This is a genomic window from Chitinasiproducens palmae, from assembly GCF_900095735.1.
GTDB lineage: Bacteria > Pseudomonadota > Gammaproteobacteria > Burkholderiales > Burkholderiaceae > Chitinasiproducens > Chitinasiproducens palmae.
The window spans coordinates 253,389-269,542 of sequence record NZ_FNLO01000002.1 but is presented as its reverse complement, the minus strand read 5'-3'; the positions used below and the strand labels follow the sequence as shown (position 1 = coordinate 269,542).

Genomic DNA, 16,154 nt, shown 5'->3' with positions numbered 1-16,154 from the left:
GACGTAGCGCGCGCCCGTCGCCGGTGCTGTCCTGAATCCAGCCGGGCCGTCGACGAGAGGTTGTGAAGGGTGCGTTTCGCGCTGCCCGGGCGACGTACAGGCACTTCTCGCCCGATTCCGTATGGCTATGTGACAATGCTTTGGATTGCGCTGCGCGCGAAACGGACCAGGCGACGCCAAAAGCCGGTGCGTTGACGACAATCGCGTTGAGATGGACACGCAGCCTCAGCCCGCCGCGCCGGAGAGCCTACCGCACGATTGCCAAACCATGCCGATCACCCTCACTTTCGATGATGGTCCGGGCCCGTCGACGCCGGCTTTGCTAGACGTGTTGGGAGCGGCATCGCAACGCGCGACGTTTTTCGTGCTCGGCAGCCACCTGTCGACATCGCTCGCCATGGCGGTGCGGATCGTTCGGGAAGGGCACTGTCTCGGTAATCACACCTTCGGCCATGCGCGGGCCGGCGGCATATCGAACCAAGCACTGATCGACGAGATCGCAACGACGGATCGGCTTATCCATCGCGCCTATCGGCACGCCGGCGTGGTCGCGCCGGACATACTACCGCTGCGCTTGCCTTATGGTGTTTCGCCAGCTGATCCGCGTGTCGATGTGCTGGCCGGCTTGCGGCGCAAGCATACCGGGTGGACGTTCATGCTTGACGACTGGCGGCGGCCGCCGCCATCACCGAGCGCATTGGCGGAAGCGATGCGCAGACATGCTGAGGTCTGTGCGGAACGTGGACGGGACCCCATGTTCTGTCTGCATGACGGTTCCCGGTACGCGGAGGCGCGGCCAAATACAGTGGAAGCCGTACGTCTGTTCCTGAACCAGAGCCGCTGACGCGAGGGCGGCTCATTGGCGCATTAGTCGTGCGTTAGTCGTGCGGTAGTCGCGCATTATTCGTGCATGAGTCGCGGCCTGGCGCGATGGCGAGCAGGTGGCGCCAGCCCGCCAGGAAACCGATGCCCGGTCCGGGCGTCCACAACTCGTGTTGCGCCGCCTCGAGATGGATCAGCGTCTGTTCCGCGCAGAACAAGGTCAACAATGCGCCGCGTCTGTTACGTAGCCACGGCGGCGCGGTGCCGTGGCGCAACGTCGCGTAGGCCTGCGCGCCCGCGTCCCAGCGCCGTTTATCGAAAACGAAGGCGTCATCGCGGCTCGCGTCGCGCGACAGCGCAAACGCTGCAAACGCCGCTTCGAGCCAATGGCTGCCTTGTCCGACATCGTCGAAGTCGATGACGCCATTTACCCTGCCATCGCGATAGAGCAGATTGCCGGCGTGGTAGTCGCCATGCACCCAGTGTACCGGGCCCCATATCCACCCGGTCGCGTCGGCCAGCGCCGCACGAATACGGTCGATGACTGTGTCATAAGCGGCGGACAGGGTCGCCGCCAGCATGGGAGCCGGCCGCGCGGCCACGCGCGAAAAGCGGCGCTGCAGCCAGTCGACAGGCGACGCCGCGTTCGCTGGTATGCTCTCCATGGCCGCATGCAATCGCGCAAGGGTGCGCATCGCATCAAGCACGCCGGCGTCGCGGTCCTCCGGCAAGCCGGGCTGGCCGGCAATGTGTTCGAAAACGTGCAGTCGTCTGCCGTCGCCCGTTTGCGTCTCCGGCTGCCCTGACAGGGTCGGCCTTCGCTTCGCCAGCGCATGCGGGAATGGGCCCGCGCCAAGCGCGGACAGGATGGCCGCCTCGCGGTGCGCCTGTTCAATCGGCTTGCCGGGCCACGAGACGCGCAGTACGACGGTGTCCGACGCGCATCGAACGAGGAAGCTTCTGTTTGTATGGCCCGACGAGAGGACCTGCATGCCGGCCGGACGCAGCCCCCAGTGCCGATCGAGCAGCGGGACTAGCGTTTCAACATCATTCGGGAGCATCGCATCGACATGACTGAGCGGATATCGGCCCGCATGCGGGATCTCAATATTGAATGGCTGAGCCGGGCGGCCGAGTTCGAGCATCTGTTCCAGACGCGCTGGCTAGGGGAACGCTTCTTCCATCTGCCCGGCGACATGATGGCACTGCAGGAGTTGATCTGGCGCGAGCGTCCCGACCGCATCATACAGACAGGCATTGCGGCTGGTGGTGGCGTCGTGTTTTCGGCCTCCATGCTGGAACTCGTGGGCGGCACCTCACGCGTCGTCGCGATCGAGCCGAGACTTCGAGCGGATGTTCGCGCTCGGCTGCTGTCGCATCGGCTCGCGCATCGAATGCGTCTGGTCGAAGGCGCGTCATGCACAGCCGAGACACTCGAACAGGTGCGAGCCGACATTCGGGAAGCAGGCGAGGGCGCACGCGTGATGGCCATCCTCGATCTCAATCATACGCATGACCATGTGCTGGCGGAACTCCAGGCGTATTCAGGCTTCGTCACGCCGGGCAACTACGTGATCGTAATGGATACGATCATGGAATACCTCCCTGAGTCGACCTTCGTCGGCAAGCCCTATGGCAAAGGCAACAACCCAGCCACTGCCGCAGCGGCCTTCCTGGCAGCGGATCCGCGATTCGAAGTGGATCAGGCGATCGAGGATCGTGTGATCATGACGCTGTCGCCGGACGGCTTTCTGAAGCGAGTGCGCTGATCATCCTTGCCGCCTCGGCCGAGCCGTCGCGCGCATAACTGGCACGGATCGCCGCCATGCGCGCTTGCAGCGCGCGCGAGTGCAACACCTGTTCCACCGCGCGGCTCAGGTCGCTGACACCGATGGTTTCAAGATCGATCCGATGTCCAGCGCCAGCCTTTTCGACGAAGTAGGCCGAATGGAACTGGTCGTTGCAGAATGGCGAGATCAGCATCGGGACGCCGCAGGCGAGGGCTTCCATCACCGAGTTGGCGCCGCCGTGGGTGATCAGTGCAGCGGCGCGGCGGAGCATGGCGAGCTGCGGCGCATAGCGCACTACCACCACGCGCGGGTCGTCGGTGGGCAAGAGGTCGGTGTCGACCAGCTCCCCGACCGACAGCACCAGTTGTGCCGCAGTCGGCCGGACCGCGTCGATGACTTTCTGAAACAGCACCGGGTGATAGTAAAGCTGGCTGCCGAGCGACATGTAGACGAGCGGCGCGTCGCCATCGAGGCGATCCCACGGAAATGCCATCTCGTCGCCGCGCGGGCCGTGCGGCATCGCGGGCCCCACCAGTTGCACATCGCCCGGCGGCGGACCCACTAGCGCCTCGGTCGCGAAGGCGATGGTGAGATGCGGCGAGAGGACGTCGCAGCCATTGAACCGGGCTGTCAAGCCGTGCGCCGTGAACAGACGCTCGCGCGCCGGTGCGAGCCATCGCACCGTCCTCAGCAGTGCCGAGTCCAGATCGTCGGGCAACACGGGATTCAAGGAGTTGGACAGCGCGACCCAGGGCAGGCCTTCGCGGGCCGCGGCGATCGCCGCCGCATACAACAACGGATCGATCACGACGATGTCTGGCCGCCACTCGCGCACGACGTTGCGGATCACGTCGACCTGCGCGGGCGCCAGGTCGATCAGCAAGGTGCGGATCCAGTGCCGTAGCCAGGCCGCATCGCGGATGTTCGCCGCGAAGCTTGCGCCGCGCGACAGGTCGTGACGTTCCGGCACTTCGCGTGGCCCAAGAAAGGTGAATCCACCGGCACCGTCCAGTTGCGCAGTGATGTCGGCTGGGGCGTAGAAGGCAACCTCGAAACCGGCGCTGCGCAGACATTGCGCGGTGCCGATGCAGGGATTGATGTGTCCCTTCTCGGGCACGACGCAGAACAGGATGCGTGTCATGTGCGAATCATTCTGATGATTGCGCCGCACCCAGGCCGTCGAGCACCAGATGCAGCGTGGTCCACAATACCTTGTCGCGATCCGTATCGAAGCTCGGCGTCGGCATGCCCAACGCCCGGGCCATCGCATTCAAGCAGTCGCGATCGGCGAGCCCGGAAAGGTCCATCGGCGGTGCGAGCCGGCCCTGTTTCGGTCCGCTTACCAGGCGGTCCGGCAGTGCCAGGCGCCGGCCAATATCGCGCAGGCATTGCTTGTCGGGATCGGGCGGCAGACTGGCCAGGTGGGCGACGACGGCGGCGTCGAGGAATGGTGGATGCAGATCAACGGACACCGCGTCGAACAAGGCGCGGCACAGCGGAAGGTAATTCGCGGAGCGGTCGCGTCGCATGACCTGATCCGCGCCGTCACCCGTCACGGCCGTCTGTATGCCATCCGCCGCCATGGCCTCGGCCAGCAGGCGTTTCGCGACTGGATGCAGGTTGAACAGCGGTTCCTCGACCGTCACCACCGTGCGTCGCAGCGCGGCGACGAAATCGGCTTCGCTCGCATGCACGATCTTCACGTGGGCGTCGAAGCGCGCCGCAAGCGACAGCGCGGGCTCGCGTTCGCAATAGTCCGGCATGCCGGTTGCCAGGATGTAGCAGACCACATCGCGATGCGCGCCGAGGTCCCGCAGCAAGGCTAGCAGCAGTGCCGAGTCAAGGCCGCCGCTCAATGCCAGCGCGACGCGCTTGCCGCCATCCAGCGCACGTTGCAGGGAAGCGCGCAGGACCGTTGGCAAATCCGCAGGTTGCACGTGCATGGGCGCGGCTTGCACGGTCAGCCTGTTCGGCCGGCTCGGCTGACGAAGCAGCGCGTGCCCGGTCGGCACCGCACGCACCTCCCGCAGCACGGTACGGCCAGGGCGGCGAGCGTCGCTCAGATAACCTGCGATCGCGCACCGATCGATCTCGTCGGACGGTTGTCCACCAGCCTGCCGGACTGCCGCCAGTACACCCGCGATACTCGGCGCGTAGACTCCGCTGGCGGGGTGATAGTGAAGGCGCTCGAAACCGAACGGGTCGCGCGTGCCGACGATCATCGATAGCGCGCCTGCAACGCCGCGACTTCGGCGCGTTTCAGGATGCGATGCGCACGCACCGGCGCGCTGCCACCGTGGCAATGCAAGCAGGCTTCGAGCGGCGTTTCGCGCGAAAGGTAGGCCAGCATCGCGTCGAGCAAGCCAGCCTCGTCGCGCAGCGGCAAGCCGTCGGATTGGAAGTCCTTCTCGCCGTTGAACAGCGTGTGGAAGTGGGCGGGGCGGGTGCAGGTGTAGAACATGCCATCTCGAATCATGTGGCAGCGCTCGCGGATCCAGCAGTCGTGAAAGACGCGTTGTGCTTCATCACGATCTGCCAGCGCTTGCGCTCGATCCATGAGCGTGAACGTGTCTTGCACTTTCCAGTTCAGGCGAACGCCGAAGCGCGCCGCCTGGCGCTCGATGTGGGCGACGAGGTCCGGCGTGAGGCGCGGCTTCGGATACCGAGAGATGGTCAGCGCGTCCACTGCCTGCCAGAATGCGTCCGGCATGTCGCCCAGCTTGAGACCGTTCGTGGTAAGGGAGGTGACGGGCGCGATGCCGGTCGCGCGCACACGTTCGATGATCTCGACCAGCGCTGGATGGAGCAGGGGTTCGCCACCGACCAGCTTGAACACCCGCGGCTGCAAGACGGTGGCGGCCCGGCGCAGGTCCGCCTCGATCGGCGCTGGCTCGGCGTACCACTCCGGCAACAGCGGCGACAGCGAGCAGCACTCGGCGCAGGTCAGATTGCAATGATCGACGATATGCGCCTCCAGCGATCGCGTCTGGATCCGACCGCCTTCAATGCGGTAGTTGCGCTCCATCGGCGGCGGAAAGACATGTCGCTGCGGCTCGGGGACAGTCGTGTTCGGGGCGGGATCGAGAGTCATGTTCACGTCAGGCGCAGCCGTCCATGCAGCGGTAGAAGAAGTCGATCAGACGCGCACGCGCATCGACCATCACCGACGCCATCGCCACGGCGCCGGCCAGATGCGATGCAAAGCGATTGGGGTCGTCGAACCAGCCGCGCACCACCCACAGCTTGATCGCGTGTTGCAGGCACGCGGCATCGACCGCCCAAGCGATGTTCTCGCGCCGCACGGCCCGCACCGCGCGATAGGCCTGCACGAAGGCCGCCGCCAGTCGCGGCGCTTCGAGCGGCAGGTGATTCAGGCAGCGAACCAGTTCGTACTCGCGTGGCGCGCCGATCGCCGCTTCCCAGTCGAGAATGATCGGCGGCAACGTGCCGGGAAACAGATAATTGAACTGGTTGTAGTCGTTGTGTATCGCCCGTTGCGGATCGTCCAGCGGGAATGCCTCGATACTACCCCGATAATGCTGCTCGATCATGCGCAGGCTCAGCTCAACGTAGCGACGCAGATGCGCTGCATCATCGCGCGAGCCCGCGCGCTGCGCGGCCTGCTGCAAGGCGCCACGGACCTGATTTACGTCGATCGCACCCAGTCGCATGCGCAGCGTGTCCATCGACGGCGCGTTGAAACGATCGAGACTGAGATGCAGCGCCGCGAGGCTGGCGCCCAGCGCGCGCCATGCTTCCGGATCGAACCTGTCGTAGGTCTTGAATTCGCCGCGCTCCCAGCGTGTCAGCATCGCGTGGAAGCCGCGCCCGGCGAAGAGCGGCGCGCCCGTGGCGGTCCGCAGCAGCGTCTGAACGCGAAAGCGCGGGTCGGGATGGTTCCGCAGGTGCGAAAGCAAGGCGGCCTCCTTGCTGGCCCGAGTCAGATGCTCGGATGCGTAGCCCTTCATCGCCACGTCGCCCTGGTCGCTCGCGATCAACCATACCCGCTCGCTGACTCGCCGCGGCGCACCGTGCACCACAAGGCCGTAGGCCCGGCAGGTCGACTCGAACGCATCGCCGGATAGCACCATTCAGATGCGCTCGGCGGGGCCGTGACGAAATGGATGGCCAGTCAGGAACGTGTTCTGCCCGATGTAGCGCAGCTTGTACATTGCCGGACGAAACAGGACGGACGCATCGTTGCTGTCGATACCAAGCCGCGGGTACAGGTCGGCTCTCACAAAGAACGCGTTGTTGCCCATGTCGTCGCAACACACCAGCTCATAACCCTTGCTTTTACCCAGCCGGACGAGCGATGCGAGGCTCGCGCCATAGTAGGTCGATCCGTCCCATTCGTGAGCGGGATTGAAGCACATCACCCAGCGCTCGGGCGGCGCGTAATAGGGGTTGTACTCGATGACGACGATCCGCGGCGCGAACGCGCGAAGACCGCGCCAGAGCCAATAATCGTTGCCGTCGACATCGATCGAAAGCAGGTCGAACGCTTCGGGGACCCCGGCATCGGCGAGCAGCCGATCGATGGTATCGGGCTGAACCCGATCGTGGTGCAAGCGAACGTGTTCCGCGCCAGCATAGTGATCCACAAGCTTGCCGAAGCGGTAGTCGCTGGCCTCGACCAAAACGCCGCCCCAGCCTTGTTCGCGCAGCAAGAGCGCGGTGTTGCTGTTGCGCAGACCATCGCTTGCGCCAATGTCGACGCAGAAGCGGTGCGTCGGTGCGATGCGCTCCATCAGTCGCGCCAGGATGCCTTCCTCGGTCCCCTGTGCGTACAGGCTCTGCGCAAGGCGGGACAGGTCGAGCGGTGGGGGAGAGTCCTGCATGCAGGGACGATTGAACGAGTGGACCTCGGTAATGTATCAAAGTTGTCCGTGTCGCGAAATCGCCGCCCGGCACGTTTCCATCTGAGCTGGCGCTCGGCACGGGACGCAGGGCAGGCGCGAACGAGGGCCTCGCCCGGACGGCCACCTGCGTTGCATCCGGCGCCGGTCGAGACGCCGCGCGTGTTCGTCCACGACCGCCGACGCAGTGCGAACGGCCTGGCAGGGCCGCGCTGGTCGCCGCCGGTCGCCGCCGGTCCCGGTTCCGACCGGTGCTTTCCCCGAATGCTCGGCGGTGGATTGCGGCGGTCGACAACCCTGCACTGCCCGTGTCGGACGGGGCGCCAATCTGCCGATCCGCCGCCCGTGTTCGCAGAATGCGAAACCTGAGACGCCGAATAAGTGATGGCCTGCCGCCTCGAACACCCGTAAGGTAGGCGGAGCCTATACCCGGAAATTTGCGCGAGTCAGTCGTGGCAAACGAGTCTGTCACAGCCGGTCGGGGCCGACGCAGTACCGCCGAGGCGTCGACGCAAGCCGATCGGGTTGCGATCTCTGTGCCGCCGATCCGCTCGGCTGGCCTCGGGGAGGACGGTGCCCGATGTCATGCCTCGCACGGGCGCTGAGTGTGCAAGGCGGGTCCGCAAACGCCGTCGTGCCATGACGGTCAATTGCCGACGATGACGGACGGCAAGGGACGGGAAGGGACGGGAAGGGACGAGAAGAAACCTAACCGGCGACGTTGCACGGTTTGAAACGGCGTCCGGTTCGGCGCCTGACTGCTCGCTGATCGAAGGTGTCTGAGGCGGGCGCCCCACAGGGCCACAGGGCCACAGGGCCACAGACCCGCCGCGCCAGATAGGGCGAGGTGGCGGACATGCGGACATGCGAGCAAGTCCCGTGTCGGCTCGTTGTGCTCGCCGCTCGACTACGTCGCGGCGAAAAAGAACAATCAAACAGGAGACTCCAATGAAAGCTGGATCGAGACAGGAAGTGGCGGGAGCCGGCGTCAGGCTGGCGACGTTTTCGGGCAAATCAATACGTTGGTACGTGTTCGCGGGCATCTTCGCGATCGTGGTCATCAACTTCATCGACCGGACCGCGTTGTCGATAGCCATGCCTTCGATCGCAAAGGAATTCGGCCTAAGTCCGGTGATGCAGGGGCTGATTCTCAGTGGCTTCTTCTGGAGCTACGCGCTGATGCAGATTCCGGGCGGCTGGCTGCTCGACCGTTTCGGTGCGCGGGCGACCGTGACCGCGTCAACCGTTGGCTGGGGCCTGTTCCAGACGCTCGCAGCGTTCGCAACCGGCGGGATCTCACTGCTGCTTTGCCGGATCGGCCTGGGCGCATTCGAGTCGCCGCTTTTTCCGGCCGGTGCCAAGCTGAGCGCTGCCTGGCTGCCGCCGCAGGAGCGTGGGCGCGGCGCGGTGATCATGGACTGCGGCGCGCCGCTCGGCGCGGCGATCGGCGGCGCCGTCATTGCCGGCCTGATCACGCTCTTCGATTCCTGGCGAATCGCCTTCGTGGTGGCCGGCGTCGCGACAGTGCTGTTCGGTTTCGCCGCTTGGCGTTATCTGCGTGACACCCCCGCACAGCACAAGACGATTTCGCCCGAAGAGCTGGCGTTCATCGAAGGAACGCCGTTGCACGGCACGCCGGCGCAAGCGCGCGAAGCCGAGCCGAAAATCAACCGTCGCAGCGTCGCGGCGATCTTGATCGGCCGGATGAGTTGGGCGATGATCAATTTCGGGATGCTGACCTGGGGCCCGAGTTATCTCGCTCAGGCGAGACACCTGAACCTCCGCGAACTCGGCGGCGCGACATTCATCATGTTCGGCGCGGGCATGCTCGGCTCGCTGTGCAGCGGATTCCTTGCGGACATGCTGCAGCGCCAGGGTGTCCGGCGCTCGGTGGCGTACAAAAGCCTGCTCGGCATCAGCGGCATCGGTTTGGCCCTGGCCTTCTGGGCGCTGACGCGCGTCTCGGACGTGGTGGGCGCCGTGGCGCTGTTGACCGCCACGCAGTTTTTCCTTTGGTTCGGCAGCCTGTACTGGAGCCTGCCGGCGCTACTGGCGCCGAAGGAGCGCGTAGGCCTAGTCGGCAGCCTGATGAATTTCGCGGGCAGCGCGAGCGGGATCGCCATTCCGATCATCGCGGGATTCATTCTGCAGGCAACCGGCACCTACGAAGCGGTCATCCTGTTCTTCTCGGCTTGCGCCGCGGTCTACGTGCTGGCCACGATGACGATTTCCCTGAGAAACTGAGTTCGCCGATTCCATGAGCACGCGCCCGGACACTGCAAATCCTCCCGTCTACGATGGCCCGATCATCGATGCTCACCAGCATTTCTGGGAGCCGGACAAGAACGACTACCCGTGGCTTGCGCCGGGAACGTTGATCCCGTTTCGGTACGGCAACTACGAGGCGATCAAGGGAGCCTATCTGCCCGCCGATCTGCTGCGGGATGCAGGGCACCACAAGATCGTCGGCACCGTGTACATGGAAGCCGAATGGGCTCCGGACGACGCCTTGGGCGAGACGCGCTACATCCACGATCTCGCGCACCGTACCGGCTTTCCGAATGCGATGATCGCGCAGGCGTGGCTCGATCATCCGGATGCGCACGAGGCGCTGCGGCAGCAAGCGCAATTTCCGCTCGTGCGCAGCGTCAGACACAAGCCGGGCGGCGCGGGTTCGCCGGAGGCGGCGAGGTCGACCAAGTCGCTGATGGTGAACGATGCGTGGCGGCGTGGCTATTCGGCACTGGCGGGGCTCGGGCTTCACTTCGATCTACAGGCGGCGTGGTGGCATCTGGGCGAAGCGCGCCGCCTGGCCGACGATTTCCCCGACACGAAGATCATCCTGAATCACACGGGCCTGCCCTCCGATCGCTCCGAAGCCGGTCTGGCCGGGTGGGCGGCGGCAATGCGGGAACTGGCCGACGCGCCCAACGTCTTCGTGAAGATTTCGGGACTTGGCTTGCCGGACCGGCCGTGGCGTATCGACGAGAATGCCTGGATCATTCGCGAGACGATCGCGATCTTCGGCGTCGAACGGGCGATGTTCGCCAGCAATTTTCCGGTGGACAGTCTGTGCGGTTCCTACGCGACGATCTTCGACGGATTCAAGACTGCAACCCGTGACATGACGCCGGTAGAACAGCAGCGCCTGTTCTTCTCGAACGCGCAAGCGATCTACCGGCCGCGCCTGCCTGCATCGATAGGGGGCAGCGTTCACCCAGCAGTGGCTGCCCCGCTCGGAGGATAGGTCGCAGGGTTTGCGATGCATGCGATGCAGGCGGTGCGTTGCAGTGTCGGGCGCACGTGAGCCGTCCACGCGAATCAGACGGCGGGCGGCGCCTCACCCGGCGGGCCGCCCGCGATCTCTCGAAGGTGCATGCATGTCAGCCGGCTCGGCGGACCATGCGCTTGGCCCGTGTGCTTGGCTGCGTGCTTGCATCATGTGAGCGCCGGCAGGGGCCGGTCGCTAGCGAACAAGCCACTACCAAACCGTCGGCATGGCGGGCTCGCCACACCGTCGCTCAGAAGTCGATCTGGGCGGACAGCAGCACGGTGCGCGGCGCCGACTCCATCAGATAAACACTCTGCGCCACCCAATAACGCTTGCCGAACACGTTCTCGAGGTTCGCGCGAAACACGACATTCTTTCGCATGATTTGAGTGCTGTAGCGCAAACCGATGTCATAGCGGGTCCAAGCGGGGATCCGTAGCTTGTTCGCGGCGTCGAGATATTCCGCGCTGGTGTGGATGATGCGTCCGTTCACGCCAAGACCCTGCACCCAGGGCACGCTCCAGTCCGCACCGAGGTTGAACGTGTAGTTCGGGACGCCGGCCGGACGGTTGTCGTCGTTGGTGCCGCCGACCGTGCCCTGCAACTTTGCGTCGTAGAGGGTGGTGCTGGCCAGCAGGCGCAGGCCCGGCACCGCTTCGCCGAATGCATTGAGTTCGAGACCACGGACGCGTGTATTGCCGCTGAGTCGGTAGACATTGTCGGCGCCGAGCACCCCGTTGGGCTGGGTCAGCTGGAACACCGAGGCGGACGTCATCACGCGTCCCCAATCGACTTTCACCCCGGCCTCGTACTGCTTCGACTTGTACGGCGCAAACACTTCGTTGGCATTGTTGGCCGTGGTCGGTGCGGTCGGGCCCTGCGACAGGCCCGAGGTGAAGTTGCCGTAGACGGAGACGTTTCTGAGCGGTTTGATGACGATACCCGCCAGCGGCGATACCGCGGAACTGTCATACGTGCTGCTGCGCACCCCCGTGGTGGGCGAGTACGCGTCGATCGCGATGGTCTGGTTGCGCAGCCCGGCCATGATCAGGAGGCGGTCGTCCCAGAATGACAGCGTGTCGATTACCTGTTCGCTGTTCAGCCGAACGTGCTGCGAGCGGCCCCAGCCCACGCGTTCGGGCATCGTGGGCAAGGGCTGCGGATTGTAGAGGTTCGAAGGGTTGGCGGTGGACGACAGCGCGTAGGCGTAGCCGATGTCTTCATTGAGCGACGTGAAGCCAGCCACCAGGGTGTGCCGCACGCCGAAGGTATCGAAGTGGAAGCGCGCGCCCGTGTCGATGGTGCGCGTGCGGTTGTACGCGTCGTAGTAGCCGTTCCTGATCGTGAAGTCGCCGGCCGTGTTCAGTGCGGTGGCGGTTCTCGGGAACGACTCGGTTGCCATGCCGTAGTGCACGCCGGCCGCCCCGTACACGGTCACGAAATCGTTGATGTCATACTCGAGCCGCGTAGCGGTGGCCGCATCGCGGAACTTGAACTTCGCGCCAGGATAGAGGCTCTGCCAGGGCGAAGGCGGATTCGGGATCGACGTGACACTGGTGCCGCTGATCTGCGAGCGGAACTCGTTCGTGTTTTCGACGATGTCGTAGGAGTCGAGCGACCAGCGCAGCTTGCGGCCCCGATAATCGAGATTGATGGAGCCGTTGCCCTGCAACTGATTGCCGTGCGCGACAGTGGCCTGCCCATCGTTGAACAGTCCGTTGACGCGTATGCCCCATTGCCCTTCGTCGCCGAAGCGACGGCCGACGTCGGCTTGCACGCCGAATTGCGCGCGCGACTGATAGGTCGCGGTGACGCGTGTCAGCGGTTGATCGTCGGCGTGCTTGGGTACGATGTTGATCGCGCCGCCGATGCTGGCCGACGGACCGACGCCGTACATCAGTGCGCCCGGACCCTGCAGGACCTCGACGCGTTCGAGCAGGTTGACGGGCATCCGGCTCGACGATACCAGCCCGTAAAGCCCGTTGTACGACACGTCCGCCGCATTCACGGAGAAACCGCGAATCTGGAAGGAGTCCTGAAAGCCACCTGCGGTGCTGACCGAGCGCACGGAAGCATTGTTGGTGACGACATCGGCAAGCGAGCGAGCCTGCGTGTCTCTCATCAACTGTTCGGTGTAGTTTGTCGTGTTGAACGGCTGGTCCATGACGTCGGCGACACCCAGCACGCCGAGACCGCCCGCGCGCGTCACCTGACCGCCGGCATACGGGGCAGGTTTGCCGTCGTCGACGGCGGTGGCCTGGACGCTGATGGTCGGAAGCGTGTCGGAAGGTGTGCTGGATTGCCCTTCACTCGCATCGCGGCGTGTGGGCGTGGCGGATGGGTCTGCCGTCTGCGCGCTGTTTGCGATCGAAGCGCCGTCGATCGCGGGGGGCTGCTGCGCGTGCGCCGCGCCGTTGATGGCGCCGAGGGCAGCGACGCCGAGCACCAGGCGTTGAACTGCAAGTGCAATGGCCGTACGTTTGGGAAACATTTACGTTGAATACCGACTGAGTATGAACAGGCGTCTCGGCGCAAGCCGATACGACAGGGTGCCGGAGGGCCAGTCCGGACCATATGCATATGCGAATCATTCTCAATTGTAACACTTTGTTTGATTCGTCAACAATAGATGTCGTCCCCATAAGGCTTTTCTAACGGGCTGCTGTCGCGGACGCGATACGAAGCAGCGCGCTGTTTTCGCATTGCGAGCATCGCTGATGCGTGGGACACGCTGCTCTTGCAGCGGGAAGGCGCCGGGTCATTGCGGACTGCCTCGCCCGATTGTCGACGTAGCATTGGACGGCTCTGCGCGTGTGGTGCCGAACGCTGCCCCTCCGGCGTCGATCGACCGGTTGCTCAGGATGAGTCGATGCGAGGGTTCGCCTCGGCAGAGTGATCGGGGTGATGGAGCGGCACCGTCGGTGACGGGCGCATGAACGGCGCATTTGCGAGCTATATGTGCGACGTATATGTGTGACGTACACGCAACGAGTGGGGCCGATGCGCGGCGGCACCGGCGCTCGCACGTACGTGGCAGGGACTTTGGCTTGCGGCGACGGCGCGCGGCCCGGCATGCGAGCCGCGCCATCGCGCTCGCTGCACCTGATGTCCGGCGCGCTGTGCGATCGGACGGGCGCGAGGCGCGCAGCGCTACAGCATCGAGCGCCTTTGATCCGCCATCTGGAACAGGCAGTCGCCGCGTTGAACCTGCGCCAGCGCGCGCTTGCACACGACTTCGCCGTCGCACGGAAACTCGACGGCAACCGGTTCGCGCAGTGGCTCGTCTGGAAAATGAATCAGCGCGGCCGGCTCGCCTGCCTTAACTATCGCGCCCAGCTCGGCTAGCGGCTCCCAGACTCCGGCGGTATCCGCGTAGACGTAATGCTTGATCCGGTCGATGCCCAGCAGGCGCGGTTCGTGGGGCGGCTTGGCGGGCACCAGGGCGCCGTGTAAAACGCCGGTGTAGCCGAGCAGGTGCAGCAGTCCTTGCCTGCCTTCGTCCACCAGCTTGCGGTTGACGGCGCCGCCGCCGCCAAGCTCGGTCAGAAAACAGATTGCGCCCTGTCGCCGCGCGGCGGCCGTGATGTTGACCCGGTTCGGCGTGTACAGGAACGCCTTGGCCAGGCCGAACGCGCGGAGGAGGCCGACGACCCGTGTCTCTTCTTCGGCATCGCGAGGCTCCAGCCCCATCATGTTCGCGCCGTCGTAGAGCAGCGAGCTACCGCCTGAATGCAGATCCGTCATGTAATCCGCGCGCGCGAGCAACTCCGACTCGACGTAATGCGCAATGATCTGCGACGGCGTGCCCGACGGATCGCCCGGATAGAGCCGGTTCAGATTGCCGTCGTCCAGCGGGGACGTGCGCAAGCCTGCTTGGGCGGCCGGATAGTTCAGCATCGGCAGCACGATAATCTGACCGGACACCATGTCTGCGGTTACTTCGCGTGCCAGGCGCGCCGCGATGATCTGCCCTTCGTATTCGTCACCGTGCGTGCCGCCGCTGACGACGAACACCGGGCCGGCGCCGTTCCTGATCGACACGATGGGGATGGGTATCCAGCCATAAGCCGAGCGGTGTGCGGAATGCGGCAAGCGCAGATAGCCGGCGTGTTTGCCGTCTTCGTCGAGATCGATGTCGCAGCGGATCGGATTGGGAAGGGCGGTAGCGCTCATCGATTGACTCACCAGTTCTCGGTCGCTTTCTGCATATCGCCCACCACATCGTAATCGGCGCCGAGGTACTGTCTGCCGAGTCGTTGTAGTGTGCCGTCCGCGATCATCGACTGGATCGCCCGGTCCATTGCTTCTCGCAGCGAGGTCGCACCTTTCTGCACCACCGCCGCGCCGAGCGAATAAGTCACCGGTTCGCCGACGGTCTTGATGGGCAGATGATTGTTGTCGCGCATGCGGCTGCCGAGAAAGCTCGAGTCGATGACCGCGTCGATCCGTCCGTTGGCAAGATCGTTGTAGACGTAGCCGCTGCCTTCGTAGGTCTTGATTTCGGACTTCGGCAGGTTACGGCGTGCCCACAACTCGTTCGTCGTGCCGGAGTTGGCGCCGACGCGCTTGCCGCTGAGATCGGCCGCGGACCGGATGTCGTTGGTGCGGGTATTGACCCAGATTCGGAACGCCTGCACGCTGTATGGCACGGTGAAGTCGGCCTTGGTGGCCCGCGCCGGGGTCCGCGCCAGACTGTTCACGACCGCATCGTATTTGTGCGTCGCCAGGCTCTCGATGAAGTTCGCAAACTTGTCGGCGACAAATTCGACCCGCTGGACGCCGATCCGTCGGAAAATCTCCTTCGCGACCGCGACGTCGTAACCGTCGGGCAGATTGCTGTCGGTAAGATAGCTCCAGGGCGGGCTGGTCTCGGTTACGGCCACACGGACGGTGCCCGCGGCCTTCAGGCGCGCCAACGAGTCTTCCGCGCTTGCCGGGTGTGCTGCGCCGAGTGTCGTTGCGCACAGCAGGGCGGTACGCAATAGTCGGAAGAGACGGATTTGCATGTCGTCGAAGGTGCGCGAATTGCCATAAGGGCGGGCCGTTGAGCTCAGGTCGTGAGACGTCGTTCGACGCTGCCCGAGCCATCATCGATGCTTGTCGTTTGCCGCGGAAAGCGCCTGCCGCGAAGGGTGCGACCACGCGTCCCACGACGCCGGCCACTGTGGGCCTCGCGGCAAAAGTTGCATCGCGTGCTCGGTCAGGCATGAGGCCGAGTATAGAGACCGCGGCGCGGACCTCCGCATCGGAAATAATTAGCTCGATAAACGCACGTTATGCCCCGAGCGTTGCGCCCGGCTGCGGGAAAGGTAGCCGTCCGGACTCGCGGGGAAGGTCGCCAGACAGGTCATCGGCGTGGCGGCCGACGCGCGACGCGCCCGGCCGAGGACGCGGTGCATCGCTGACTGATGG

At 64.8% G+C, this 16,154-nt stretch carries 13 protein-coding genes; 4 read left to right on the top strand and 9 right to left on the bottom strand.

All coding sequences use genetic code 11. The features are described 5' to 3' along the window. The first annotated feature begins 268 nt into the window (after window positions 1-268). Window positions 269-844 (top strand): polysaccharide deacetylase family protein, encoded by a 576-nt coding sequence (locus BLU54_RS04340; RefSeq protein WP_091905161.1) that lies wholly within the window; start codon window positions 269-271, stop codon window positions 842-844. A 34-nt stretch (window positions 845-878) separates the two neighbouring features. Here the strand turns inward: BLU54_RS04340 and BLU54_RS04335 are convergent, their stop codons facing one another. Then, window positions 879-1,883 (bottom strand): phosphotransferase enzyme family protein, encoded by a 1,005-nt coding sequence (locus tag BLU54_RS04335; RefSeq protein WP_091905159.1) that lies wholly within the window; start codon window positions 1,881-1,883, stop codon window positions 879-881. Window positions 1,884-1,892: 9 nt separating this feature from the next. Here BLU54_RS04335 and BLU54_RS04330 point away from each other — a divergent pair, with 9 nt between their 5' ends. Then, window positions 1,893-2,591: a cephalosporin hydroxylase family protein gene (locus tag BLU54_RS04330; protein ID WP_091905157.1), complete on the top strand. Its 699-nt coding sequence runs from the start codon at window positions 1,893-1,895 to the stop codon at window positions 2,589-2,591. On the opposite strand, the gene BLU54_RS04325 is transcribed toward BLU54_RS04330, so the two are convergent. The 5 genes from BLU54_RS04325 to BLU54_RS04305 are packed head-to-tail and all read right to left on the bottom strand — an operon-like array spanning window position 2,548 to window position 7,453. Then, complete coding sequence (locus BLU54_RS04325; RefSeq protein ID WP_091905155.1) at window positions 2,548-3,753, bottom strand: glycosyltransferase; 1,206 nt, start codon at window positions 3,751-3,753, stop codon at window positions 2,548-2,550. The two genes, BLU54_RS04330 and BLU54_RS04325, sit on opposite strands and share 44 nt — an antisense overlap. 7 nt (window positions 3,754-3,760) lie before the next feature. Continuing rightward, window positions 3,761-4,834: an asparagine synthase-related protein gene (locus tag BLU54_RS04320; protein WP_091905152.1), complete on the bottom strand. Its 1,074-nt coding sequence runs from the start codon at window positions 4,832-4,834 to the stop codon at window positions 3,761-3,763. Further along, window positions 4,831-5,703 carry a GTP 3',8-cyclase MoaA family protein gene (locus tag BLU54_RS04315; RefSeq protein WP_091905991.1) on the bottom strand — a complete coding sequence of 291 codons (873 nt, stop codon included), beginning with the start codon at window positions 5,701-5,703 and terminating at the stop codon, window positions 4,831-4,833. Before BLU54_RS04315 ends, BLU54_RS04320 begins: the two co-directional genes overlap by 4 nt. A 7-nt stretch (window positions 5,704-5,710) precedes the next feature. Beyond that, complete coding sequence (locus BLU54_RS04310) at window positions 5,711-6,703, bottom strand: phosphotransferase enzyme family protein (RefSeq protein WP_091905149.1); 993 nt, start codon at window positions 6,701-6,703, stop codon at window positions 5,711-5,713. Next, window positions 6,704-7,453 carry a class I SAM-dependent methyltransferase gene (locus BLU54_RS04305; RefSeq protein WP_091905145.1) on the bottom strand — a complete coding sequence of 250 codons (750 nt, stop codon included), beginning with the start codon at window positions 7,451-7,453 and terminating at the stop codon, window positions 6,704-6,706. 966 nt (window positions 7,454-8,419) lie between these two features. On the opposite strand from BLU54_RS04305, the gene BLU54_RS04300 reads away from it, so the two are divergent. Continuing rightward, the gene (locus BLU54_RS04300) at window positions 8,420-9,715 is read left to right on the top strand and encodes an MFS transporter (protein ID WP_091905142.1); all 1,296 of its coding nucleotides are present in this window, start codon (window positions 8,420-8,422) and stop codon (window positions 9,713-9,715) included. A 13-nt stretch (window positions 9,716-9,728) separates the two neighbouring features. Then, window positions 9,729-10,718: an amidohydrolase family protein gene (locus BLU54_RS04295; protein WP_091905139.1), complete on the top strand. Its 990-nt coding sequence runs from the start codon at window positions 9,729-9,731 to the stop codon at window positions 10,716-10,718. A 274-nt stretch (window positions 10,719-10,992) separates the two neighbouring features. Here the strand turns inward: BLU54_RS04295 and BLU54_RS04290 are convergent, their stop codons facing one another. The 3 genes from BLU54_RS04290 to BLU54_RS04280 all read right to left on the bottom strand — a co-directional run bounded on the left by BLU54_RS04290 (window position 10,993) and on the right by BLU54_RS04280 (window position 15,748). Further along, the gene (locus BLU54_RS04290) at window positions 10,993-13,233 is read right to left on the bottom strand and encodes a TonB-dependent receptor (protein WP_091905135.1); all 2,241 of its coding nucleotides are present in this window, start codon (window positions 13,231-13,233) and stop codon (window positions 10,993-10,995) included. A gap of 659 nt (window positions 13,234-13,892) precedes the next feature. Beyond that, entirely contained in the window at window positions 13,893-14,915 is a 1,023-nt protein-coding gene (locus BLU54_RS04285; protein ID WP_091905132.1) for a succinylglutamate desuccinylase/aspartoacylase family protein, read from the bottom strand. Window positions 14,916-14,923: 8 nt separating this feature from the next. After that, a complete protein-coding gene (locus BLU54_RS04280) occupies window positions 14,924-15,748 on the bottom strand; it encodes a transporter substrate-binding domain-containing protein (protein WP_091905129.1) in 825 nt (274 codons plus the stop codon). Window positions 15,749-16,154 lie beyond the last annotated feature (406 nt).

Bases quoted from the DNA above. Each gene is read 5' to 3' on its own strand.
- BLU54_RS04310 (WP_091905149.1), bottom strand. From the start codon at position 6,703: ATGGTGCTATCCGGCGATGCGTTCGAGTCGACCTGCCGGGCCTACGGC.
- BLU54_RS04280 (WP_091905129.1), bottom strand. From the start codon at position 15,748: ATGCAAATCCGTCTCTTCCGACTATTGCGTACCGCCCTGCTGTGCGCA.
- BLU54_RS04290 (WP_091905135.1), bottom strand. From the start codon at position 13,233: ATGTTTCCCAAACGTACGGCCATTGCACTTGCAGTTCAACGCCTGGTG.
- BLU54_RS04325 (WP_091905155.1), bottom strand. From the start codon at position 3,753: ATGACACGCATCCTGTTCTGCGTCGTGCCCGAGAAGGGACACATCAAT.
- BLU54_RS04285 (WP_091905132.1), bottom strand. From the start codon at position 14,915: ATGAGCGCTACCGCCCTTCCCAATCCGATCCGCTGCGACATCGATCTC.
- BLU54_RS04295 (WP_091905139.1), top strand. From the start codon at position 9,729: ATGAGCACGCGCCCGGACACTGCAAATCCTCCCGTCTACGATGGCCCG.
- BLU54_RS04315 (WP_091905991.1), bottom strand. From the start codon at position 5,703: ATGACTCTCGATCCCGCCCCGAACACGACTGTCCCCGAGCCGCAGCGA.
- BLU54_RS04300 (WP_091905142.1), top strand. From the start codon at position 8,420: ATGAAAGCTGGATCGAGACAGGAAGTGGCGGGAGCCGGCGTCAGGCTG.
- BLU54_RS04305 (WP_091905145.1), bottom strand. From the start codon at position 7,453: ATGCAGGACTCTCCCCCACCGCTCGACCTGTCCCGCCTTGCGCAGAGC.
- BLU54_RS04340 (WP_091905161.1), top strand. From the start codon at position 269: ATGCCGATCACCCTCACTTTCGATGATGGTCCGGGCCCGTCGACGCCG.
- BLU54_RS04320 (WP_091905152.1), bottom strand. From the start codon at position 4,834: ATGATCGTCGGCACGCGCGACCCGTTCGGTTTCGAGCGCCTTCACTAT.
- BLU54_RS04330 (WP_091905157.1), top strand. From the start codon at position 1,893: ATGACTGAGCGGATATCGGCCCGCATGCGGGATCTCAATATTGAATGG.
- BLU54_RS04335 (WP_091905159.1), bottom strand. From the start codon at position 1,883: ATGCTCCCGAATGATGTTGAAACGCTAGTCCCGCTGCTCGATCGGCAC.